At 71.6% G+C, this 23,970-nt stretch carries 16 protein-coding genes, 1 tRNA gene and 2 pseudogenes; 9 read left to right on the top strand and 10 right to left on the bottom strand.

All coding sequences use genetic code 11. From position 1 onward, the window contains the following. Window position 1 precedes the first annotated feature (1 nt). The 7 genes and pseudogenes from IE251_RS09070 to IE251_RS09040 form a co-directional block, all read left to right on the top strand. Window positions 2–874: pseudogene (locus tag IE251_RS09070) on the top strand (helix-turn-helix domain-containing protein); the annotation flags it as partial. A 51-nt stretch (window positions 875–925) separates the two neighbouring features. Beyond that, the gene (locus IE251_RS09065; protein ID WP_189752590.1) at window positions 926–1,288 is read left to right on the top strand and encodes a chorismate mutase; all 363 of its coding nucleotides are present in this window, start codon (window positions 926–928) and stop codon (window positions 1,286–1,288) included. 115 nt (window positions 1,289–1,403) lie between these two features. Beyond that, the gene (gene pepN, locus IE251_RS09060; RefSeq protein WP_189752380.1) at window positions 1,404–3,914 is read left to right on the top strand and encodes an aminopeptidase N; all 2,511 of its coding nucleotides are present in this window, start codon (window positions 1,404–1,406) and stop codon (window positions 3,912–3,914) included. A 92-nt stretch (window positions 3,915–4,006) separates the two neighbouring features. Continuing rightward, complete coding sequence (locus tag IE251_RS09055) at window positions 4,007–4,834, top strand: NAD(P)H-binding protein (RefSeq protein WP_189752379.1); 828 nt, start codon at window positions 4,007–4,009, stop codon at window positions 4,832–4,834. Window positions 4,835–5,001: 167 nt separating this feature from the next. Continuing rightward, on the top strand, window positions 5,002–6,378 hold the full coding sequence (locus tag IE251_RS09050; protein ID WP_229896668.1) for a pyridoxal phosphate-dependent decarboxylase family protein: 1,377 nt from the start codon (window positions 5,002–5,004) through the stop codon (window positions 6,376–6,378). Further along, window positions 6,375–7,784: a lysine N(6)-hydroxylase/L-ornithine N(5)-oxygenase family protein gene (locus tag IE251_RS09045; protein WP_189752378.1), complete on the top strand. Its 1,410-nt coding sequence runs from the start codon at window positions 6,375–6,377 to the stop codon at window positions 7,782–7,784. The genes IE251_RS09050 and IE251_RS09045 overlap by 4 nt, the downstream gene beginning before the upstream one ends. Before the next feature lie 82 nt (window positions 7,785–7,866). Beyond that, window positions 7,867–9,015, top strand: a complete 1,149-nt coding sequence (locus tag IE251_RS09040) for a GDSL-type esterase/lipase family protein (RefSeq protein WP_189752377.1) — start codon at window positions 7,867–7,869, stop codon at window positions 9,013–9,015. Between the two features lie 30 nt (window positions 9,016–9,045). Here the strand turns inward: IE251_RS09040 and IE251_RS09035 are convergent, their stop codons facing one another. Then, a complete protein-coding gene (locus IE251_RS09035) occupies window positions 9,046–10,860 on the bottom strand; it encodes a bifunctional metallophosphatase/5'-nucleotidase (protein ID WP_189752376.1) in 1,815 nt (604 codons plus the stop codon). A gap of 260 nt (window positions 10,861–11,120) precedes the next feature. Between IE251_RS09035 and pyk the strand changes: the two genes are divergently transcribed. Continuing rightward, on the top strand, window positions 11,121–12,557 hold the full coding sequence (gene pyk / locus IE251_RS09030; protein ID WP_189752375.1) for a pyruvate kinase: 1,437 nt from the start codon (window positions 11,121–11,123) through the stop codon (window positions 12,555–12,557). Between the two features lie 14 nt (window positions 12,558–12,571). Here the strand turns inward: pyk and IE251_RS09025 are convergent, their stop codons facing one another. Continuing rightward, window positions 12,572–13,360, bottom strand: a complete 789-nt coding sequence (locus IE251_RS09025) for a helix-turn-helix domain-containing protein (protein ID WP_189752374.1) — start codon at window positions 13,358–13,360, stop codon at window positions 12,572–12,574. 82 nt (window positions 13,361–13,442) lie between these two features. Next, window positions 13,443–13,525: transfer RNA gene (locus IE251_RS09020), tRNA-Leu, on the bottom strand. Window positions 13,526–13,621: 96 nt separating this feature from the next. Between IE251_RS09020 and IE251_RS09015 the strand changes: the two genes are divergently transcribed. Beyond that, window positions 13,622–14,281: an ANTAR domain-containing response regulator gene (locus IE251_RS09015; RefSeq protein WP_030783645.1), complete on the top strand. Its 660-nt coding sequence runs from the start codon at window positions 13,622–13,624 to the stop codon at window positions 14,279–14,281. 71 nt (window positions 14,282–14,352) lie between these two features. Here the strand turns inward: IE251_RS09015 and IE251_RS09010 are convergent, their stop codons facing one another. The 7 genes and pseudogenes from IE251_RS09010 to IE251_RS08980 form a co-directional block, all read right to left on the bottom strand. Beyond that, on the bottom strand, window positions 14,353–15,069 hold the full coding sequence (locus IE251_RS09010; RefSeq protein WP_189752373.1) for an ABC transporter ATP-binding protein: 717 nt from the start codon (window positions 15,067–15,069) through the stop codon (window positions 14,353–14,355). A gap of 8 nt (window positions 15,070–15,077) precedes the next feature. After that, window positions 15,078–15,905, bottom strand: a pseudogene (locus IE251_RS09005) (ABC transporter ATP-binding protein); the annotation flags it as partial. 5 nt (window positions 15,906–15,910) lie between these two features. Next, on the bottom strand, window positions 15,911–17,737 hold the full coding sequence (locus IE251_RS09000) for a branched-chain amino acid ABC transporter permease (RefSeq protein WP_189752372.1): 1,827 nt from the start codon (window positions 17,735–17,737) through the stop codon (window positions 15,911–15,913). Between the two features lie 5 nt (window positions 17,738–17,742). Next, entirely contained in the window at window positions 17,743–18,672 is a 930-nt protein-coding gene (locus tag IE251_RS08995) for a branched-chain amino acid ABC transporter permease (protein WP_030783655.1), read from the bottom strand. A gap of 114 nt (window positions 18,673–18,786) precedes the next feature. After that, entirely contained in the window at window positions 18,787–20,022 is a 1,236-nt protein-coding gene (locus IE251_RS08990; protein WP_189752371.1) for a branched-chain amino acid ABC transporter substrate-binding protein, read from the bottom strand. Window positions 20,023–20,833: 811 nt separating this feature from the next. After that, window positions 20,834–21,325: a PaaI family thioesterase gene (locus IE251_RS08985; RefSeq protein WP_189752370.1), complete on the bottom strand. Its 492-nt coding sequence runs from the start codon at window positions 21,323–21,325 to the stop codon at window positions 20,834–20,836. A gap of 50 nt (window positions 21,326–21,375) precedes the next feature. Next, window positions 21,376–23,688, bottom strand: a complete 2,313-nt coding sequence (locus tag IE251_RS08980; protein WP_189752369.1) for an FdhF/YdeP family oxidoreductase — start codon at window positions 23,686–23,688, stop codon at window positions 21,376–21,378. Window positions 23,689–23,970 lie beyond the last annotated feature (282 nt).

Raw genomic sequence — 23,970 nt, 5'->3', positions numbered from 1 at the left:
GATGTACCGGACCTGGATGCGGTTCTTCAGCCCCGGCCCCGCCCACCACCGCCTCGGCCTGGTCTGCCTCGGCGTCGGCCTCCAGCACGGCGCGCTGCCCACGGTCGGCCCGCGCACCCTCGACCACCACGTGGCCGTCGTGATCAGCTCCGGCGGCGGCTGGTACCGGGGCGCCGACGGCCGCCGCACGACCGTCACCGCGCCCGCGCTGCTGTGGCTCACCCCCGGCGTGCCCCACCACTACGCGCCCGACGCGGACACCGGCTGGGACGAGGGCTTCGTCGACTTCACCGGGCCCGCCACGGCCGCCTACCGCGAACTCGGCTACATCGACCCCGACCGGCCCGTGACCCCGCTCGCCGACGCCTCCGGCCCGCGCACCGTCATCGCCCGCATCGCCCGCGCCGCCCGCCCCGGCAACCCCCTGCTCCAGGCCGAGACCGCGGCCGCCGTGCACGAACTCCTCGTCGCCCTGCGCCGCGCCCGCGCCGACCTCGCCCGGGGCGGCGACCAGGTGCTCGCCGCCCTGGCCCGGGACGCCTGCACCCCGATGAGCGTCGCCGACCACGCCGCCCGGCACGGCATGACCACCGCCGAACTGCGCGGCGCGGTCCGCCGGGCGGCCGGCTGCACCCCCAAGGACTACCTGCTCGGCATCCGCCTCGGCCGGGCCAAGGAACTCCTCGCCACCACCGAGCTGCCCGTCGCCGCCGTCGCCCGCCGCGTCGGCTACGACGACCCCGCCTACTTCTCCCGGCTGTTCACCCGGCGCGTCGGTCTCGCCCCCGTACGCTTCCGCGCCCAGCAGGGCCGCACCGTGCCCGGCGGCTGGAGCGACCGCGTCCCCGACCCCGGCGATCCGCCGCTGATCCAGTCCTCGGACACCCCGGCGGCACGGCCCCCGCAGCGCATAGGGTTGGCCCTCATGACGACCAGCAACACCGGCCCCGATGCCATCGACCCCGAGGTCCGCCAGGAACTGGAGCGGCTGCGCGAGAGCATCGACAACATCGACGCGGCCGTCGTCCACATGCTCGCCGAGCGTTTCAAGGCCACCCAGCAGGTCGGCCGGCTCAAGGCGCAGCACCAGCTGCCGCCCGCCGACCCGTCCCGCGAGGCCCGGCAGATCGCCCGGCTGCGCGTGCTCGCCGAGAACGCCAAGCTCGACCCGGCCTTCGCGGAGAAGTTCCTGAATTTCATCATCGGCGAGGTGATCCGGCACCACGAGCGGATCGCCGAGAGCACCCAGAGCGGGCAACCGGCGCACGAGGCCCCGGCGGGCCACTGACCGGGCACCGCCGGGGGCGCCGGGGGGAAGCGTCCGGACCGGGCGCGCACGGGCGGGGGCCGATGTACCGGTCCGCCCCTGTGCGCTGTCGGCGGCATCAGGCAGCATGGCCTTCATGTCCGTACTCACGCGCGATGAAGCGCAGCTCCGAGCAGAGATCCTCGACGTCCACCGGTACACGGTCGAACTCGACCTGACCACCGGTGACGAGACCTTCGACTCCCGTACCGCGATCCGGTTCACCACCCGGTTCGACGGGGACACGTTCGTCGAGTTGAAGCCTGCCGAGCTGCACGGCGTCACGCTCGACGGACAGCCCCTCGACACCGGCTCGCTCACCGGGAACCGGCTGCCGCTGAAGAACCTCGCCGCCGGCGAGCACGAGCTGCGTGTCCACGCCGCCATGCGCTACTCCCGCACCGGCGAGGGCATGCACCGCTTCACCGACCCCAGCGACGGCGAGACGTACGTCTACACCCAGCTGTTCATGGACGACGTCCAGCGCGTCTTCGCCGCCTTCGACCAGCCCGACCTGAAGGCCGTCTTCGAGGTCGGCATCAAGGCACCCGAGGGCTGGACCGTCCTCGCCAACAGCGTCACCACCCGCCGCGGCGACGGCGTCTGGCAGGCCGCGCCCACCCCGCCGATCTCCACCTACCTGGTCGCCGTCGCCGCCGGCCCCTGGCACTCGGTGCGCACCGAACACCGCGGGCTGCCCTTCGGCGTCCACTGCCGCCGCTCCCTCGCCCCCCACCTCGACGCCGACGAGATCCTCGACGTCACGCGCGCGTGCTTCGACCGCTACCACGAGAAGTTCGAGGAGCCCTACCCCTTCGACTCCTACGACCAGGCGTTCGTCCCCGAGTTCAACGCCGGCGCCATGGAGAACCCGGGCCTGGTCACCTTCCGCGACGAGTTCGTCTACCGCTCCGCCGTCACCGACACCGAACGCCAGTCCCGCGCCATGGTCATCGCGCACGAGATGGCCCACATGTGGTTCGGCGACCTCGTCACCCTCAAGTGGTGGGACGACATCTGGCTGAACGAGTCCTTCGCCGAGTACATGGGCTACCAGACCACCGCCGAGGCCACCCGGTTCACCGGCCCCTGGACCGAGTTCGGCGTCACCCGCAAGGCCTGGGGCTACGACGCCGACCAGCGTCCCACCACCCACCCGGTCGCCCCCGACCGCGTCGACGACACGGCCTCCGCCCTGCTCAACTTCGACGGCATCTCCTACGCCAAGGGCGCCTCCGCGCTGCGCCAGCTCGCCGCCTGGCTCGGCGAGAAGGACTTCCTCACCGGCATCAACACCCACTTCGCCCGGCACAAGTTCGGCAACGCCACCCTCGCCGACTTCATCGACTCCCTCGCCTCGGCCACCGACCGCGACGTGGCCGCCTGGGCCGACAGCTGGCTGCGCACCACCGGCGTCGACACCCTCGTCCCCACGGTCACCGCCGCCGGCGGCACCTGCGCGCTGACCGTCGACCGCGCGGGCGGCCGCCCGCACCGCCTCGGCGTCGGACTGTACGACCACGACCTCGCCGACGAGGGCCGGCTGGTGCTGCGCGAGCGCATCGACCTCGACCTGCCCCGGACCGACCCGCAGCCCATCGGCAAGCGCCCCGCGCTGATCGTCCTCAACGACGGCGACATCACCTACGCCAAGATCCGCTTCGACGCCGCCTCCTTCGAGACCCTGCGCACCGGACTGTCCGGGCTGCCCGACCCGCTCACCCGCGCGGTCGTCTGGAACGCCCTCAGGGACTCCGTACGCGACGGCGACCTGGCGCCCGCCGCCTACCTGGAGACCGCCCGCGCCCACCTGCCCCGCGAGACCGACCTGGCCATCACCCAGGGTGTCCTCGCCTTCGCCGCCGGCCAGCTCACCGGGCAGTACCTCGACCCGGCCGACCGGCCGGCCGCCCTGACCACCCTCACCTCCCTCTGCCGCGACCTGCTGCGCCGCACCGAGGACGGCGACCACCCCGGCCTGCGGCTGATCGCCGTGCGGCACCTGATCGACGTGGCCGCCCACCCCGAGACCATCGCCGCCTGGCTCGCCGACGGCACCGTGCCCGGCGGCCCGGAACTCGACCCCGAACTGCGCTGGCGCATCCTCGCCCGGCTCGCCGTGCTCGGCGCCATCGACGAGGCCGCCATCGCCGCCGAGCTGGCGGGCGACCCGAGCGCCGCCGGCCAGGAGGGCGCCGCCCGCTGCCGCGCCGCGCTGCCCGACCCGGAGGCCAAGCGCGCCGCCTGGGAGGCGATGTTCGCGGGCGACGACCTGTCCAACTACCTCTTCACCGCCACCGCCCAGGGCTTCTGGCAGCCCGAACAGGCCGAACTGGTCCGCCCGTACGTGCCGCGCTTCTACGCCGACGTGGCCGCCGTCGCCGCCCGCCGCGGCCCCGCCATCGCCACCGCCGCCGGCCGCTGGTGCTTCCCCGCCCACGCCGTCGACACCGGGAACCTCCGGCTCGGCGAGGAGTGCCTGCGCGCCGACGACCTCACCCCGGCGCTGCGCCGTGCCCTCGCCGACCGCCTGGACGACCTCGCCCGCGCCCTGCGCGTCCGCGAAGCACAGCGGTCCGGACAGGAGGGCGTACGACCGACGGCGTAGGGCGCGGCTGGTCCCTGCCGACGATGCGGCCCACGGGCCGCGCTGCCTAGGCTCGGGCGGTCAGTGATCATCCGAGCCCTGGAGGCAGCACCGTGATCGCAGTGACCGGCGCGACCGGCAACGTCGGCCGTGCCCTCGTCGACCGACTCCTCGCCGCGGGAGCGCCCGTCCGGGCGCTGACCCGCGACCCCGCCCGGGCCGGCCTGCCCGGGCGGGCCGAGACGGTGGCGTTCCGCCCGGACGACCCCGCCGCCCTGTTCACCGGGGTGACGAAACTCTTCCTGTACGCGCAGGCCGTCACCGCCCCGCTGCTGGCGGCGGCCCGCGAACACGGCGTACGGCACGCCGTCCTGCTCTCCAGCGGCATCGTCCAGGAGGGCGCCGACGAGACCCACCCCATCCACGTCATGCACGCCACCGCCGAGCGGCACATCCGCGACAGCGGGCTCGCCTGGACCTTCCTGCGGCCCAACGCCTTCGCCACCAACGCGCTCCAGTACGCCCCGCAGGTCCGCACGGGCGGCGACACCGTCCGCGGCGTCTACGCCGGCGCGCTTTCCGCGCCCATCCACGAGGACGACATCGCCGCCGTCGCCGAGCGCGTCCTGCTCGGCGACGGGCACGAGGGCGCCGTGCACCGGCTGACCGGACCCGCGGCCGTCAGCAACGCCGGACAGGTCGCCGCCATCGGCGACGCGCTCGGCAGGAAGCTGGCGTTCGAGGAGGCGGACCCGGCCGAGGCCGGCCCGGAACTGTTCCCGTACGTGCAGCCGCGGATGCTCGGCCGGCTGCTGGAGACCGTCGCACAGAGCGTCGGCGTGCCCCCGGAGATCACCGGCACCGTGGAAGAACTCACCGGCACCCCGGCCCGCGCCTTCGACCAGTGGGCCCGCGACCACGTCGCGGACTTCCGGCCCTAGCGGACCGGCCACCCCGGGGGCAAGAGCAGTACACACTTTCGGGTTCCGTTCGCCTGGCTTCGGCGACACAGGGCTCTCCACCGGTACAAGCTGGCACTCCACCCACACGCCACCCACCCGGGCCCGGCAGGCCCGCCCGGCGTTTCCCGTGCCCCGGAGGAGAGCCCATGACCGCAGAAGCGGCCCTGAGCACGCCACCGCTCGCCTCGGGCCCCGGCGGCCCCGAGGCCCTGCGGCCCCTCCTCGCCACCGTGCTCGACGCGCTCGCTGCCGGTGCCGCCGAGCGCGGCGGCCCGCTGCCCGCCGGCGGCCCCGACGCCGTCACCGCACGCGTCGCCGCCGCCCTCGGCGAACCCCTGCCGGACACCGGCGACCCCGGCGCCCTGCACGACATCGTGCGGGCCCTCGCCGCGGGCGCCGCCGACCCCGCCGACCCGCTGTGCGCCGCCCATCTGCACTGTCCGCCGCTCGCCGTGGCCACCGCCGCCGACCTCGCCGCGAGCGCCCTCAACCCCTCCCTGGACTCCTGGGACCAGGCCCCGGCCGCCTCCGCCCTGGAAGCCGCCGTCACCCGCGCCCTCGCCCGCACGGCCGGCCTCGCCGACGCCCTCGTCACCACCGGCGGTACCGAGTCCAACCACCTCGCCCTGCTGCTCGCCCGCGAGGCGCACGGCAGCGACCTGCGCCTCGTCTGCTGCGCCGGCGCCCACCACTCGCTGCCGCGCGCCGCCTGGCTGCTCGGCCTGCCCGCCCCCGTCATCCTCCCGGCACCCCGCGGCACCCTGGACCCGGCCGCCCTCGCCGAAGCCCTCACCGCGCTCCCCGGCCCCCTGCTGGTCGCCGCCACCGCAGGCACCACCGACGCCGGCCTCATCGACCCGCTGCCCGAGATCGCCGCCCTGTGCGCCGCCCACGGCGCCCGGCTGCACATCGACGCGGCCTACGGCGGCGGCCTGCTGTTCAGCGACCGGCACCGCGACCGGCTCGCCGGGCTCGACGCCGCCCACACCGTCACCCTCGACCTGCACAAACTCGGCTGGCAGCCGGCCGCCGCCGGCCTGCTCGCCGTGGCCCGCCCGGAGGAACTGGCCACCCTCCACCAGCGCGCGGACTACCTGAACGCCGCCGACGACACCGCCGCCGGACTCCCCGACCTGCTCGGCCGCTCCCCGCGCACCACCCGCCGCCCCGACATCCTGAAGATCGCCGTCACCCTCAGAACGCTGGGCCGCGACGGCCTCGGCGCCCTGGTCGACCAGGTCTGCGCCCGAGCCCGCGAATTCGCCGCCCTGATCGCCGAGCACCCCGGCTTCGAGCTCTACGACCGGCCCGTCATCAGCACCGTCCTGTTCCGCCCCGCCGCAGCCGCCGACGACACCGTGGCCGCCGTCCGCCGCGGACTCCTGCACGAAGGCCGGGCCGTGCTCGGCCGGGCCCGGCTCGACGGCCGGCTCTGGCTCAAGGCCACCTTCCTCAACCCCCGAAGCCGGCCGGACGACCTGGCCCGCCTGCTCGAACTCGTCGAAGGAAGCACCCCCGGATGACCCACCCCCCGCGCCACGAGCCGACCTCCCCACGCGACCTGGTCGGCATCGGCATCGGCCCCTGCAACCTCTCCCTCGCCGCCCTCGCCCACCCGCTCGCCGAACTCGACGCCGTCTTCTACGAACAGCGCCCCGGCTTCGACTGGCACCCCGGGCTGCTCATCGAGGGCGCCACCATCCAAGTGCCGTTCCTCGCCGACCTCGTCACCCTCGCCGACCCCACCAGCCCCTGGAGCTTCCTCAGCTACCTCAGAAACCGCGAACGCCTCTTCCCCTTCTACTTCGCCGAGCGCTTCCACATCCAGCGCGCCGAGTACGACGCCTACTGCCGCTGGGTCGCCCGGCAACTGCCCGGGCTGCGCTTTCGCCACCAGGTCGACGCCGTCCGCTGGAACCCCGAACGGGACGTCTTCGAGGTCGACTTCACCCAGCTCGGCACCGAGGGCGAGGCCGAGGCCCTGGGCCGCACGTACACCCGCAACATCGTCCTCGGCATCGGCACCGCCCCCTACGTGCCGGACGCCCTCCAGCCCCTGGTCGACACCCCTGGCGTGCCCGTGCTGCACGCCGCCGAGTACCTCGACCACCGCGACACCGTCCTCGCCGCCGGACACGTCACCGTCGTCGGCTCCGGACAGTCCGGCGCCGAGGTCTTCCTCGACCTGCTGCGGCACCGCCCGGCCGGCCGGGAACGGCTGCACTGGATCGGCCGCACCGAAGCGTTCGCGCCCATGGAGTACTCCAAGCTGGGCCTGGAACACTTCACCCCCGACTACACCCGCTACTTCCACGCGCTCGCCGAACCCGTCCGCGACCGGCTGCTCGCCGCCCAGTGGCAGCTGTACAAGGGCATCGACGCCGGCACCCTCGCCGCCATCCACGACGAGCTGTACCGGCGCACCCTCGGCGGCGGCTGGCCCGACGCCGTCCTCACCCCCGGCGTCCGCGTCCGCACCGCCGGCCGGATCGCCACCAGCACCATCGAACTGCACCTGGAACACCTCCAGCAGGGCACCCGCTCCCGGCTCACCACCGACGCCGTCGTCCTCGCCACGGGCTACCGCGAACGCCCCCTCGGCCGGCTCCTCGCCGGACTCGACCCCTACATCCGCCGCGACAGCAGCGAACGCCCCCGCGTGGACGAGGAGTTCCGCCTCGTCCTCGACCCCTCGGTCACCGGCTCGGTCTACGTCCAGAACGCCGAGCTGCACACCCACGGCGTCGGCGCACCCGACCTCGGCCTCGCCGCCTGGCGCAGCGCCACCATCCTCAACTCCCTCACCGGAAAGGAGACCTACCCGCTGCCCGCCCGAACCGCCTTCACCTCCTTCGGTCTCGACCCGGCGGACCGGGTGCCACACGCCCGGCAGCCCCAGCGGCTCACCCCGCTGATCGAAGGACCCTGACCGGCCGGCACCCGAAAAGACCCGCCGCACCGGGACCGGCGGACCGGAACAAGCCCCCAGGGGCCCGGCGTTGGTGCCGTGTATGACCACGACCTGGATCGCCGCCCACCGCAGCCCCGTCATCCGCCCCGACGAGTCCTTCCACATCCTCGAACCACGCGGCTTCGCCGACCAGACCCTCAGACAGTCCCTGCGCCTGGCCGGCGGCGGCGAGGCGGTACGGATCACCGTCAGCAACCGCTACGGCAAGGAGCCCGTCGAGATCGGCGGAGCCCACCTCGCCACCCGCACTACCGGCCACGGCATCGCCCCCGCCACCGGCACCGCCCTCACCTTCGACGGCGCCCCGACCGTCAAGATCCCGGCCGGCGGGGAACTCGTCAGCGACCCCGTCGAACGGCCCGTCACCGCCGGGCAGGAACTCACCGTCACCCTCTACCTGCCCGGTGACACCGGCCTGACCTCCTACTCGCTGATGCCCTACGACATCGGCCACGCCGCCCCCGGCGACCAGCTCACCGCCGAACGCCTGCGGGACGCCGAGGAGGTGCCCACCGGCCACTTCGGCATCGGCGCCGACGTCCGCGCCCCCGAGGGCACCCGGATCGCCGTCGCCTTCGGTGACTCCTGGATCGAGGGCGCGGCCACCACACCCGGCCTCGACAACAGCTTCCCGGCCCAGCTCAGCCGCCGCCTCACCCGGGGCTGGATCGTCCGCCAGGGCATCTCCGGCAACCGGCTGCTCACCGACGAGGTCGGCGAACACCTGCTTGCCCGCGTCGACCGCGACGTCCTCGCCGTGCCCGGCGTCAGCCACGTCCTGATCCACATCGGCCTCAACGACATCGGCGCCCCCGGCCAGCTCGCCTACCCCGAACCGGCCGCCATCCCCACCGCCGCCGACCTCATCGCCGGGCTCACCGCGCTCGCCGAACGCCTGCGCGCCGCCGGCCTCACCGCCCTCGCCTCCACCATCGGCCCGTACCGGGGCACGGTCTACGAGGGCTACGACACCGAAGCCGGCCAGGCCGTACGGCGCGAGGTCAACGCCTGGCTGCGCGGCGACACCCACCCCTTCGACGCGGTGGTGGACGTCGCCGCCGCCGTCGCCGACCCGGCCGAACCCGAGCGGATCCGCACCGAGTTCGACAGCGGCGACGGCCTGCACGTGGGCGACGCCGGCGCCAAGGCGATCGCCGACGCCGTCGACCTGTCCCTGCTGGACCTGTAGAACGCGGGACTCCAGAAGAACGCAGGAGTCCTAGAACACCGGCGTGCCGCCCCGCACCAGCTTCCAGTCCGCCGACGCGAAGTCCTGCGGGTCCAGCACCCCCTTCGCGGTCACCCACTCCGCGATCCGGGTGCGGATCTCCGTCGACTCCGACCACAGCTCCTTGGCGGAGGCGACGTGCGGGAAGGCACCGCCGCCGTTGGCACGGTAGTTGTTCACCGCGAGCACGAACCGCTGGGCGTCGTCCAGCGGGGCCCCGCCGAAGGTCAGGTTCCTGATCCGCGACCCGGCCGGCTGGGCGATGTCGATGTCGTACGACAGACCCGACACATAGTCGTAGTTGTAGTCCGGACGCCCGCCGGCGTTGGTCAGCTTCTCCACGTCGACCACGGCGCCGGGGGCCGTCTGGACGTAGTACTCCGCCGAGTACTCCAGGTAGGCGCGCAGCTGGGCACCCGTCAGCAGCTTGGCGACCAGCGTGTTGTCGTAGACGTACAGGCTCGACAGGTCCCGGATCGTCACATCGCCGGCCGGGATCTGAGACGTCCGGGAGAACGGCGAGGCCTGGGCGAGCACCGGCAGCGAGGCGTACTCGGTGCCCGCGAGCGCCGCCTTCACCACGTCCTCCTGGACCTTGGTGATCAGGTCGATGATCGGGGCGTCCTTGTAGCGGGCCTCGACCGTGGTCAGGGTCTCGGTCGCGCGGCCGACGACCTGGTTGACGTACGCGACGACCTTCTTGTGCTGGTCGGCGAGCAGCCTGGTGATCTCCGGGTCGTCGGCGACGGTCCTGGAGTCGCGCAGGGACGCGGAGACCGACTCGACCTCCCAGCACCCCTTGCGGAACTCCAGCTCGATGTCGAAGAGGGTGAGCCGCTCGGCGTAGCACAGCGGCTCCGAGAGCACGACGGTCTTGCCGGTCTCCTCGTTGACGACCTTCAGCTCCGGGATCTCCACGTGCGCGTGACCGACCAGGATCGCGTCGATACCCGGCACCTTCCGGGCCACCTCGGCCGCCGCGTTCTCCACGTACGGCACCTGGTCGCCGTAGGACGAGGTGCCCGAGGTGCCCGAGTGGGCCGACACCACGACCACGTCCGCGCCCATCGACCTCAGCTTCGGCACCCACTTCGCGGCCTGCTCCTCCAGCCCCGGGAACGCCAGCTTCCCCTGGACGTAGGCCTTGTCCCAGATCGCGATGCCCGGGTTGGTCAGACCCAGGACGGCGACCTTGACCGGCTTGGCACCGGGCACGTGGAAGGTCTTCATGAAGTACGGCGGGAAGGCCGGCCGCAGCGACTTGGCGTCCACCGCGTTGGCGCCGAGCAGCGGGAAGTCCAGCTGGTCCTCGAACTTCCGCAGCGTCTCGATGCCGTAGTTGAACTCGTGGTTGCCGAGGGCCGCGGCGTCGTACCCGATCGCGTTCATCGCCCGCGCCATCGGATGGACCGGCCCGCCCTTGGCGGTGATCGGGTCGACCTTGGCGTAGTAGTAGGTCAGCGGGGTGCCCTGGATGGTGTCACCGGCGTCCAGCAGCAGGGTGTTGCGCCGGCCCTTCTCCTGACGCACCTGGTTCACCAGGGTGGCGATCCGGGCGAGCCCCATCGCGTTGCCCGCCTTGTCGGAGTACTCCGCGTCCTTGAAGTAGTCCCAGTTGAAGACGTGACCGTGCAGGTCGGTGGTGCCCATGACGGTCAGCGAGTACCGCTTCACGGGGTGCCCGGGCTTCCCGGGCCGGTGGTCCTGCGCCGCCTCGGCCGCCGGGGCCGCCGCCGCGCCGGCGATCGCCACACCCGCTCCTGTGACGGCGGACTTCTTCAGGAACTTCCGGCGGTTCAACGGCATCTCTCGGTCTCCTCGACGATGTGGACAACGCGCGTAGATTCTGACCTGGGCATGACCTACGGCAACAGGTCCGCAAGGTTGCGATCTGGTGACCCGTTCCCCGCGGGCCCCGCTCACCACCCTCCCGGGCCGCACCGCGTCCGCTCATCGGAGCAACCGTCCGCACACTTCAACACTTGTCAAAAACCCTTCGCCAAAAGGCCGTTGAGTAGTCATGCGGCGCCAATTCTCTACCCGCCGGTAAGCCATAGGCTCGACCCATGCGCCGAGCAAAAATCGTCTGCACACTGGGACCCGCCACCGACTCGTACGACCGGATCAAGGCACTGGTCGAGGCCGGAATGGACATCGCCCGGTTCAACCTCAGCCACGGCACGCACGCCGAGCATGAGGAGCGCTACCGGCGGGTTCGCAAGGCGGCCGACGAGACCGGCCGCAGCGTCGGGATCCTCGCCGACCTTCAAGGCCCGAAGATCCGGCTCGGCCGCTTCGCCGAAGGACCGGTACTCCTTGAACGCGGCGACACCTTCACCATCACCGTCGAGGACGGCGTCGAGGGCGACCGCCACCGGTGCGGCACCACCTACGCCGGCCTCGCCGCCGACGTCACCCCCGGCGAACGCGTCCTCGTGGACGACGGCAAGGTCTGCCTGGAGGTCACCGAGGTCGACGGCCCCCGCGTGCACACCCGGGTGATCGAAGGCGGTGTCGTCTCCGACCACAAGGGACTGAACCTCCCCGGCGTGGCCGTCTCCGTCCCCGCCCTGTCCAAGAAGGACGAGGACGATCTGCGCTGGGCGCTGCGCACCGGCTTCGACCTGGTCGCCCTCTCCTTCGTCCGCAGCGGCGACGACGCCGTGGACGTGCACCGGATCATGGCCGCGGAAGGCCGCCGCCTCCCGGTCATCGCCAAGATCGAGAAGCCGCAGGCGGTACGGAACCTCGACGGCATCGTGGCCGCCTTCGACGGGCTCATGGTCGCGCGCGGCGACCTCGGCGTGGAGATGCCGCTGGAGCAGGTGCCGATCGTCCAGAAGCGCGCCATCGCGCTCGCCCGGCGCAACGCCAAGCCGGTGATCGTCGCCACCCAGATGCTGGACTCCATGATCGAGAACTCCCGGCCCACCCGCGCCGAGGCATCCGACGTCGCCAACGCGGTCCTGGACGGCACGGACGCGGTGATGCTCTCCGGCGAGACCAGCGTCGGCAAGTATCCGGTCGAGACCGTACGCACCATGGCGAAGATCGTCGCGGCGGCCGAGGAGGACATGCTGGCCAAGGGGCTGCCGCCGCTGACCGAGCGGAACAAGCCGCGCACCCAGGGCGGCGCGGTCGCCCGGGCCGCCGCCGACATGGGCGACTTCCTCGGCGCGAAGTTCCTGGTCGCGTTCACCCAGTCCGGGGACACCGCCCGCCGGCTCTCCCGCTACCGCTCCCCGATCCCGCTGCTCGCCTTCACGCCCGAGCCGGCCACCCGCTCCCAGCTCAGCCTCACCTGGGGCACCGAGACGTACCTCGGCCCGCACGTGGACTCCACGGACGCCATGGTCGACCAGGTCGACGAACTGCTCCTGAAGTACGGCCGCTGCCAGAAGGGCGACATGGTCGTGATCACGGCAGGCTCCCCGCCCGGCGTCTCCGGCTCCACCAACATGGTCCGGGTCCACCACATCGGCGAGGACGACAGCCCGAGGTGACGGGCGGGGGCCTGTCAGTACTTGGGGCCTACGTGGGTGTCCATGAGGGCTACGGAGGCTTTGCGGGCGACGGAGACGCTGAACGGGTCGCCGCCGCGGGCCAGGGTGGTCCATTCGACGCCGACCAGGTCGAGCGTGTCCGTGAAGAGCCTCCGGATGTCGTCCGACTTGTTGGCGAAGAAGTAGCGGGGATACTCGTACCGCTTGCGCTCACCGGCGACCACACGGGTCGTCCAGTTGGTGATACGGCATCCGTCGGAGTGGATGGGGCCCCGGACGAAGTCCCAGGGGTGGGCGTCGACGACGGTCCGCTGCCAGGGTTCGAGGACGATCGGGCGCTCGTGCTTCTTGCCCGGGCCGTGCTGGGGGAAAACACAGGGCAGGTGCATCGAGTAGACCTTCACGTTGTGGCTGCCCTTCTTCCGGACGCGGCAGACCGAGTTTCCGGGGAACACGGCCCGTATGGCCCGCTCACACGCGTCCATGAGGCCGGTCCAGGTGTCCGAGCAGGTGATCATGAGGTTGGGTGTCCGATGCCCTGAGTAACGGCTGATGTGGCCGTCACCGAGATACAGCCCCAGGAGGTAGCTGTATGCCGCGCCGTCGAGGGGGCGACCGTCGCACCGCGGGCATGGCGGATCGTGTCGTCCTGGGCACTCCCCGCGCCGGGCCCGGTCGACATGCTTCCAGTAGCTGATCGTCCCCTGGGGCACGCCCAGCTTCCGAGCCACGTCCGCGTTCCTCGCGCCGCCTCGAAGGAGCGTCAGAGCCTTCTGTCGTACGTCAGTGCCATGGAAGTTCATGCGGACACTCTGCGTGAGTGATCGTGACGGCACACGGCGAAAAGCGGAGTCTCACGAGAACGTGAGACTCCGCTTCGAGCAGTGCCGGGTGCGGGATTCGAACCCGCAAGCCCTTTCAGGCAGAGGTGTTTGAGACCTCCGTGTATGCCGTTCCACCAACCCGGCAGGCGCTGCGGAGAGTGTACCGGGTCATCGTACGCCGCCGCCGCTAGGTAGGCTCTTGAGAAGCAGTACCAGCCTGCCCTGGACCAAGGAGCCTCAGTGACCGCCCCCGAGTCGCCCCAGCCCGTAGACGTGACCGACGACGACAAGTCGCACGTGCCTCCGCTGACGACCCGTGTCGTCATCGCCGAGGACGAGGCCCTGATCCGGCTCGACCTGAAGGAGATGCTCCAGGAGGAGGGGTACACCGTCGTGGGCGAGGCCGGAGACGGTGAGCAGGCCGTCGAGCTGGCCCGCGAGCACAAGCCGGACCTGGTCATCCTGGACGTGAAGATGCCCAAGCTCGACGGCATCTCCGCGGCCGAGAAGATCGCCGAGGAGTCCATCGCGCCCGTCCTGATGCTCACCGCCTTCTCCCAGCGCGACCTGGTGGAGCGCGCCCGGGACGCCGGTGCCATGGCCTACCTGGTCAAGCCGTTCAGCAAGAGCGACGTCGTCCCGGCGATCGAGATGGCCGTCTCCCGGTTCGCCGAGCTGAGGCAGCTGGAGAAGGAGGTCGCCGACCTCACCCAGCGGCTGGAGACCCGCAAGCTGGTCGACCGGGCGAAGTCCATCCTGCAGACCGAGTACGGGCTGACCGAGCCCGCCGCCTTCCGCTGGATCCAGAAGACCTCCATGGACCGCCGCATGTCGATGCAGCAGGTCGCCGAGGCGGTCATCGCGGACAACGAGGAGAAGAAGGCGGCCAAGAAGGGCTGAGCACCGGCGTGTGTGCGACGAGGCCCGCGCCCCGGGGAAGGGGCGCGGGCCTCGCGTCGTACCCGTGGTGGTCAGTCCTCGCCCAGGTACGCCTTCCGTACCGACTCGTCGTGCAGCAGGTCCGGGCCGGTCCCGGACAGCACGATGGTGCCGATCTCCATGACATGACCCCGGTCGGCGAGGGAGAGCGCCGCCTGGGCGTTCTGCTCGACCAGCAGGATCGTGGTGCCCTGCGCCTTCAGCTCGGCGATCGTCGCCATGATCTTCTGCATCATGATCGGCGACAGGCCCATGGACGGCTCGTCCAGCATCAGCAGCTTCGGCCGGGACATCAGCGCCCTGCCCATCGCGAGCATCTGCTGCTCGCCGCCCGAGAGGGTGCCGGCGGCCTGTTTGCGGCGCTCCCCGAGGATGGGGAAGAGGTCGTAGGCGCGCCGGATGTCCTGCTCGATGCCCGGCTTGTCGCTCCGCAGGAACGCGCCGAGGCGCAGATTGTCCTCGATGGTCATGCGCGGGAAGATGTGCCGGCCCTCGGGGGAGTGGGCGAGGCCGAGGGAGACGATCTGGTGGGCGGGGATCTTCTTCAGGGATCTGCCGTTGAACCGGATCTGTCCGCCGGCCGGCCTGAGCAGTCCGGACAGGGTGCGCAGGGTGGTGGTCTTGCCGGCGCCGTTGGTGCCGATGAGGGTGACCACCTGTCCGGCCTCGACGGTGAAGGAGATGCCCTTGACGGCCTCGATCTTGCCGTAGGCGACGCGGAGGTCCTCGACCTCGAGCAGTGCGGTCATCGGTCGTTCTCCTTGCCGGGCGCGTTCTCGATGGGCTCGCCGAGGTAGGCCGCGATCACCCGTTCGTCGCCCTGGACGGTCGCGCTGTCGCCCTCGATCAGCTTCTCGCCCTGCACGAGGACGGCCACCCGGTCGCACAGGTTGAAGATGAAGCGCATGTCGTGCTCGATGACGAGGACGGCGATGCCCATGTCCCGGATGGCGAAGACGAGTTCCTCGGTGGTCCGGGTCTCCTGCGGGTTCATGCCGGCGGTCGGTTCGTCGAGCAGCAGCAGCCCGGGTTCGCTGGCCAGGGCGCGCGCGATCTCCAGTTTGCGCTGCTCGCCGTAGGGCAGGTTGCGGGCGAGGTGGTCGGCCTTGGCGGCGAGGCCGACGAAGTCCAGCAGTTCCATGGCCCGCTCGCGGGAGGCCCGTTCGGCGCGGTGGAAGCCGGGGCCGCGCAGTACGGCGGACCAGAAGCCCTCTTTGGTGCGGGTGTGCCGGCCGACGAGCACGTTCTCCAGGACGGTCATGTTGGCGAACAGCCGGATGTTCTGGAAGGTGCGCGCGATGCCGGCCGCGGTGACCTTGAAGGACTTGGGCGGCAGGACGGTGCCCCGGTAGCGGACCTCGCCCTCGGTGGGGACGTACAGGCCGGTCAGGCAGTTGAAGAAGGTGGTCTTGCCGGCGCCGTTGGGTCCGATGAGGCCGACGATCTCGCCGGCGCCCACGGTGAGGTCGACGCCGCGCACGGCGGTCAGGCCGCCGAAGCGCATGGTGACGCCGCGGGCGTCGAGGACGGTCGCGCCGGGGACGGCGGCGTCGGGGGCGGTGCCCTGGGTGGTGTCGGTGGTCATGGTGGTCAGGCCCCCGCCTTCGTCAGGAGGGTGGGTGCTTCGGCGTCCTCGTGGAATTCGAGCTGGCGGCGCCGGTTGGGGATGAGGCCCTCGGGGCGGAACCGCATCAGCAGGATGAGCGCGACGCCGAAGGCGAAGAGCTGGTAGTTGCCGAGGAACTGGAGTTTGTTCGGGATGAGGAAGAGCAGGGCGGCGCCGATCAGCGGGCCGCTGATGGTGCCCATGCCGCCGAGGACGACCGCGGCGAGCAGGAAGGCCGAGTTGGGCGGGATGGGGCCGGCGAAGAGGTACTGCTCGGGGGTGACCGTGTAGGTGACGTGGGCCTGGACGGTGCCGGCGAGTCCGGCGAGGCAGGCGCCGACGGCGAAGGCGATGAGCTTGACCCGGAAGCCGTTGATGCCCATGGCGAGCGCGGCGGTCTCGTCCTCGCGGATGGCCACCCAGGCGCGTCCGATGCGGGAGTTGCCGCTGCGGCGGAAGACCAGCACCACGACCGCGGTGATGACCAGCATCAGGAAGAAGTAGTTGGCGAACCGGCCGATGGTGTAGCCGCCCAGGTCGTGCTGGGCGCCGAAGTCGAAGCCGAGGACGTCGAGGTTGGGGATGGAGGAGACGCCGTTGGAGCCGTTGGTGATGTCGGGTCCGGAGGTGCCGTCGAGGTTGTTGGCGGTGATGCGGAAGATCTCGCCGAAGCCGAGGGTGACGATGGCGAGGTAGTCGCCGCGCAGTCGCAGGGTCGGGGCGCCGATCAGCACGCCGAAGACGAGGGAGGCGGCGGCGCCGACGAGCACGGCGGCCCAGAACGGGAAGTGGACGTCGAACGGTGAGCTGGGGGAGCCGGAGACCAGGGCGGCCGCGTAGGCGCCGACGCCGAGGAAGGCGACGTATCCGAGGTCGAGGAGGCCGGCGAGGCCGACGACGATGTTCAGGCCGAGGGCGACGGTGGCGAAGATCAGGATGTAGACGCCGAGGGTGGCGTACTGGTCGTCGGTCTGGGTGAAGGGGAACAGCGCGGCCGCGACGAAGGCGCCGCAGGTGGTGATGTTCTGGTGCCGGGCGGTGATCTGGGAGGCGTGGCTGATCAGGCCGGCCTTGTTGAGGGCGGCGAAGCCGAGGCCCGCGGTGATCAGGAAGCCGATGAACTGTTCGTCGTACTCGGTGCCGATGCCGTAGGTGAAGACGGTCAGGCCGAGCGCGAGGACGCCGACGATGATCAGGATCTCGGCGTACGGGGGCAGCGCGCGCACGGGCCGGGGGGAGTCGGCGGCGAAGACGGCCTTGGTGGTCGCCCACGCGTGCGCGAGGCCGTGCCTGGTCTTCGCCCAGCCGGTGTCGTCGGGGTCGGCGGGGTCGGGCTCGGGCCGCCGGAAGGGCAGGGACAGGGCGCCGGCGAGGGCGGCGAGGCTGGCCAGGGCGACGAGGAAGCCGCCGGGTTCGAGGTTGACGAGCCCGCCGAGGTCGGCGCTGATCGCGAGGACGGTGTACCAGCTGGTGGTGAAGACGGCCAGGGTGGCGAGCCGCAGGGCCGGGTCCGCTCCGGCGGGCACCAGCCAGCGCAGGCCCTTGAGGCCGTAGGAGGCGAGGGCGACGAGGGTGGCGAGGAGCGCGCCGACGAGGACGAGGACCTGGAGGCCGCCGGGGTAGCCGTAGACGGTGAGGTCGCCGGGGAAGTCGGCGGTCCAGGTCCAGGCGAGGAAGGTGGACAGGGCCGTGAGCACGCTGCCGCCGAGGGCGAGGGCGCGGGCGGCCTTCTCCGGCAGGGGCAGCAGGCCGCCGGTGGCGTCGGCCTTGCGGGCGCCGGGGGTGTCGGGTGCGGTGGTCTGTGTGGTCATCGGTCTCACGCCCTGTCCGCGACGCGCTCGCCGAGCAGGCCCTGCGGCCTGAACAGCAGTACGAGGATGAGGAGTACGAAGGCCCAGACGTCGGCCCAGGACTGGCTGCCGAACTTGTCCATGCCGGGGATGTCGGCGATGTAGGCGGTGGCCAGGGTTTCGGCGACGCCGAGGACCACGCCGCCGATCATGGCTCCGTAGATGTTGCCGATGCCGCCGAGGACGGCCGCGGTGAACGCCTTGAGGCCGAGGATGAAGCCCATCCGGAAGTTGATCTCGCCGTACTTCAGGCCGTAGGCGACGGCGCCGACCGCGGCGAACGCGGCGCCGAGCGCGAACGCGATCACGATGATGCGGTCGGTGTTGACGCCCATCAGTTTGGCGGTGTCCGGGTCCTGGGCGGTGGCCTGCATGCCGCGGCCGGTGCGGGTCTTCAGCACGAAGTAGCCGAGGACCGCCATGGAGAGGGGGGCCGCCGCGACGAGGAAGATGTCGCCGGTCTGGATGGTGACGTTGCCGATCTCGAAGGGGCCGCCGGAGATCTGCGGGAAGGTGCGCGCGGACTTCGCCTCGGGGTACCAGGCCCATACCGCCTGCTGGAGGGCGAGGGAGAGGCCGATGGCGGTGATGAGGGGTGCGAGGCGGGGGGCGTTGCGCAGGGGCCGGTAGGCGAATCGTTCCGCCCCGACGGCGATGGCGACCGCGACGATGACGGCACCGATGATCATCAGCGGCAGGGCGAGCCACATGGTGGTGCCGCCGGGGAGCCAGAGCCAGACGGTGAGCGCGCCGAAGGCTCCCGTCATGAATATCTCGCCGTGGGCGAAGTTGATGAGCTGGACGATGCCGTAGACCATGGTGTAGCCAATGGCGACCAGCCCGTACATGGCTCCCAGTAGCAGGCCGTTGACCAGCTGCTGCGGCAGTTCGTTCACCGCATGTCCTCCGAGCGTTCGGAAAGTGCGAGGGATGTGGCCGGATGCGGATCCGCGCGGGGCGCCAGTGGAAACAGCGCCCCGCGCGGCTCGCGAGTGGTTCAGGCGCGGGGATCAGCCGGTGTACGTACCGGACTTGACGGGAACCCAGGCACCGTTCTTCACGGCGTACACGGTCAGCTGCTTGTTGGTGGCGTCGCCGTACTGGTCGAAGGAGACCTTGCCGGTCACACCGTCGAAGGACACGTTCTGCATGGCCTCGGTGACCTTCTGGCGGGCGTCGGAGGGGAGCTTGCCGCCATTGGCCTCGACGACCTTCTTCACGGCTTCGATGACCGCCCAGGCGGAGTCGTAGGCGTAGCCGCCGTAGGCGGAGTAGCCCTCCTTGTAGCCGGCGGCCTTGTAGTCGGCGACGAACTGCTTGGCGGAGGGCAGGTCCTCGACCGGGGCGCCGACGGAGGTGGTGAGGTCGCCGGTGCTTTCGGCGCCCGCCAGCTTCATGTAGGTGTCGTCCTTGACGCCGTCGCCGCCGACGAGCGGGATCTTGGCGCCGGTGGCCTTGATCTGCTTGCTGAGCGGTCCGGCCTGCGGGTATTCACCGCCGTAGTAGACGACTTCGGCGCCCGAGTTCTTCACCTTGGTGGCGACCGCGGAGAAGTCCTTGGTGTCGGGGTTGATGTGCTCGGTGCCGACCACCTGGCCGCCGAGCTTCTTGAACTCCGCGGTGAAGGTGGCGGCGAGGCCGGAGCCGTAGGTCTTCTTGTCGTCGATGACGAAGACCTTCTTCTTCTTGGCCGTGTTGACGACGTACTGGGCGGCGAACGGGCCCTGGATCGCGTCCGTGGTCGCGGTACGGAAGTAGGCCTTGTACTGGCGTTCCTTCTTGGTCTGCCAGTTCGGCCCCTGGGACAGGGACGGGCCGGTGTTCGCCGGCGAGACCTGGACCAGCCGGGCGTCGTCCAGGACTTTCTGCATCGACTCGGCGACCGAGCTGTTCAGCGGGCCGACGACGCCGAGGACCTCCTTCTCGGAGACGAACCGGGAGGCGTTCTGCTGGCCGGCGGACGGCTGTGCCTGGTCGTCCAGGGCCTCTATCTTGAAGGTGACGCCCTTGACGAGGTTCTGCTTGTTGGCGTTCCTGGCGGCGAGGTCCGCCGAGTTCTTTATGCCGAGGCCCATGGCGGACAGGTCGCCGGTCAGCGGGACGTCGACGCCGATGACGACGGTCTCGCCGCCGTCCGTGCCGGAGCCGGAGCCCTTGTCGCCGCTGTCGCGCGAGCCGCAAGCGGTGAGGGTGAGTGCTCCCGCGGCCAGCGCGGCGGTGACGGCGATAAGCGAACGTTGACGCACGATCAGTCCTTTCCCCAGGCACAACCGCTTCCCCATGGACGCGGCGGAGTCGCGCGCCGCGCTGAATTGACAAACCGAAGGCGCGGTGACTGGCGGTGACTCTAAGCGTGTGTGGGGAACGTGGAGGAGTGTCTGACCGAGGCTGTGACTCTCTTGTTATGACACGGCGTAATGCACAGCGGTACTCGGTGGGCGGGAAGGAGGAATTCGGGCCGTTTCGTGCCGTCCGCATTCTGAGAACCCGCTGGACCGGCCATGATCAATTCAGGTGTCTCGGCTGTTTTGCTGATGACTGTGATCTGTTGCCGCAAGCGACTTCCTGCACCTCGGAGAGATACTCCGCGCGGCGCGGGCCCGGGACGAAGCGCTGCGTCTGTATTGCGCGCGCATTACGCAGGGTTACGGCAAGGAAAGGGAGTCCGACATTCCTGGGGGCTTTTCCGTATTTCGTCACGTGCCTCATCACCGTGACCTTGCGGGCGGAACCCGCCCCGGTGGGGAACGGAATTGAGGGTTCCGTCGCCGGCGACGGTCCTTCGTACGGCTGGGCCGCGCGCGTCACGGTGACGGGCCGGCCGTCGCGGCCGGGTGGCGCGGCGGGGGCCGCCGCCTTCCAGGGGGGCGGCGGCCGCGACGAGGGCGGCGAGGGCGTGCCGCCGGCGGCGGACGTACCAGGCGGCGGGCGCCGCGCGCGTCCGCCCGCCGGGCCGCGTTGTGTACGGTCCACGTCCGCCGCCCCACGCGCGCGTGCCCTCCCCGGGCCCCGGCCGGGGCGGTTCGCGGGGTCCCGGCGCTCCGGAGGGGGCCGGGGTCAGCTCGCGGTGGGCCGGGCCGGGGGCTCGTCGCCCGGGCGGGCGTCGCGGAGCAGGCAGGTCAGGCGGGCCGAGCAGACCCGGCGGCCCTCCTCGTCGCTGATCACGATCTCGTACGTCGCCGTCGACCGGCCCCGGTGCACCGGCGTGGCCACGCCCGTCACCAGGCCCGAGCGGACCCCGCGGTGGTGGGTGCAGTTGAGGTCCACACCGACCGCGATCTTCGAGACGCCCCCGTGCAGCATGGAACCGACCGAGCCCAGCGTCTCCGCCAGCACCGCGGAGGCGCCCCCGTGCAGCAGGCCGTACGGCTGGGTGTTGCCCTCCACCGGCATGGTTCCGACCACCCGGTCCGCCGAGGCCTCCAGGATCTGCACGCCCATGCGTGTGCCCAGGTGCCCGGCCGAGAACAGGGCGGGAAGATCCACGCCGAGCGTGGCGTACTCGTCGATGACCTGCTGCGGGAACTTCACTTGCTGCTGCTCACCCATGGGGCCCGGCTCCGTCCGTCGTACGTCCACTCTGCTCGCTGAGCAAACGCTCACTCGGCCGCCGATTGTTCCAGACGGCCGCCCGCGTCCCCGGTGTGGGCCTCGAGACGTACGACGACGGACTTGCTGGCCGGGGTGTTGCTGGTGTCGGCGGTCGCGTCCAGCGGCACCAGCACGTTCGTCTCGGGGTAGTACGCCGCCGCGCATCCCCGGGCCGTCGGATACGGCACGACCCGGAAGCCGGGCGCCCGCCGCTCCACCCCGTCCCGCCACTCGCTCACCAGGTCGACGTACGACCCCTCGGCGAACCCGAGCGCGCGTGCGTCCTCGGGATGCACCAGCACCACCCGGCGCCCGCCCTTGATGCCCCGGTAACGGTCGTCCAGACCGTAGATCGTGGTGTTGTACTGGTCGTGCGAGCGCAGGGTCTGCAACAGCAGCCGGCCCTCGGGCAGCGCCGGGTACTCCACCGGCGCCGCGGTGAAGTTGGCCTTGCCCGTGGCGGTCGGGAAACGCCGTTCGTCACGCGGCGCGTGCGGCAGCGCGAAGCCGCCGGGCCGGGCCACGCGCGCGTTGAAGTCCTCGAAACCGGGAATCACGCGCGCGATGCGGTCACGGATCGCCCCGTAGTCCTCGGCGAACTCCTCCCACGGCACGACACTGCGCTCGCCCAGCACCCGGCGCGCCAGGCCGCAGACGATGGCCGGCTCGGAGCGCAGGTGCGGGCTCGCGGGGGCCAGGCGCCCGCGCGAGGCGTGCACCATGCCCATGGAGTCCTCCACCGTCACGAACTGCTCGCCGCCGGCCCGCACATCGCGCTCGGTCCGGCCCAGGGTGGGCAGGATCAGCGCCCGCGCGCCCGTGACCACGTGCGAGCGGTTCAGCTTGGTCGACACGTGCACGGTCAGCCGCGCCCGGCGCATCGCCGCCTCGGTGACCTCGGTGTCGGGCGAGGCGGACACGAAGTTGCCGCCCATGGCGAAGAAGACCTTCGCCCGGCCGTCGCGCAGCGCGCGGATGGCCCGTACGACGTCGAGGCCGTGCTCGCGCGGGGGCGCGAACCCGAACTCCCTCTCCAGGGCGTCCAGGAAGGCCGGGGCGGGCCGCTCGAAGATGCCCATGGTGCGGTCGCCCTGGACGTTGCTGTGCCCGCGCACCGGGCACACGCCCGCGCCCGGGCGGCCGATGTTGCCGCGCAGCAGCAGGAAGTTGACCACTTCCCGGATGGTCGGCACCGAGTGCTTGTGCTGGGTGAGGCCCATGGCCCAGCACACGATCGTCCGCTCGGAGGCCAGGACCATGCCGAGGGCCCGCTCGATCTCCGCGCGCGTGAGGCCGGTCGCGGCCAGCGTCTCCTCCCAGTCGGCGGCCCGCGCGGCCGCCGCGAACTCCTCGAAGCCGTGGGTGTGCTCGCGGACGAACTCCTCGTCGACCGCGCCCTCCGTCTGAAGGATCAGCTTGTTCAGGAGGCGGAAGAGGGCCTGGTCGCCGCCGATGCGGATCTGCAGGAACAGGTCGGTCAGGGCGGCGCCCCGGAGCATGCCCTGGGGCGTCTGCGGGTTCTTGAAGCGCTCCAGGCCCGCCTCGGGCAGCGGGTTGACGCTGATCACCTTCGCGCCGTTCGCCTTGGCCTTCTCCAGCGCGGAGAGCATGCGCGGATGGTTCGTGCCCGGGTTCTGGCCCGCGACGATGATCAGATCGGCCTGGTAGAGGTCCTCCAGCAGGACGCTGCCCTTGCCGACGCCGATGGTCTCGCCGAGCGCCGACCCGGACGACTCGTGGCACATGTTCGAGCAGTCCGGCAGGTTGTTCGTGCCCAGCTCGCGCGCGAAGAGCTGGTACAGGAACGCGGCCTCGTTGCTGGTGCGGCCCGAGGTGTAGAAGACGGCCTCGTCGGGGGAGCCGAGGGCGGCGATCTCCTCGGCGATGATGTCGAAGGCCCGCTCCCAGGAGACCGGTTCGTAGTGCGTGCCGTCCTCGGGCAGGTACACGGGGTGGGTGAGCCGGCCCTGCTGGCCGAGCCAGTAGCCGCTGCGGCCGGACAGGTCGGCGACGGAGTGCGCGGCGAAGAACTCCGGTGTGACCCGGCGCAGCGTGGCCTCCTCGGCGACGGCCTTGGCGCCGTTCTCGCAGAACTCGGCCGCGTGCCGGTGGTCCGGCTCCGGCCAGGCGCAGCCCGGGCAGTCGAAGCCGTCCTTCTGGTTCACGCGCAGCAGCGTGAGCGCGGTCCGCTTCACCCCCATCTGCCGCTGGGCGACGCGCAGCGTGTGCCGGATGGCCGGCAGCCCCGCCGCCGCGTGCTTCGGCTCCGCGACCTGCGGCGCGTCCTGGACCGGATCACCCTTGGGCGGCTTCGTCGCCATCGCGCGCTCCCCTTCGACTGCGTGTGAGAAGTACCGCTGCCGATCCTCCCACGGGGCACTGACACCGACACCGGCCGGGAGTGCGGGGGCCGGGACCATTGCCCGCGGCGGAGTGTGTCTTTCGCCGCTCTTTACCAAGGGACGGCGTACCTCCGCACCGAGGACGGCGCACGGCTTCCCGAGGGACGGGCGCACGGCTTTCCCGGGGGACGGCGCATGGCTTTCCCGGGGGGCGGGGTACGGCGCCGCTCGCCGTGTCCGGGGCCGCACCGGTCGCGGGCG

The organism is Streptomyces eurythermus (assembly GCF_014649115.1).
GTDB classification, from domain to species: domain Bacteria; phylum Actinomycetota; class Actinomycetes; order Streptomycetales; family Streptomycetaceae; genus Streptomyces; species Streptomyces eurythermus.
The sequence above is the reverse complement of the archived record's forward strand: the minus strand, read 5'-3'. Positions and strand labels throughout refer to the sequence as shown.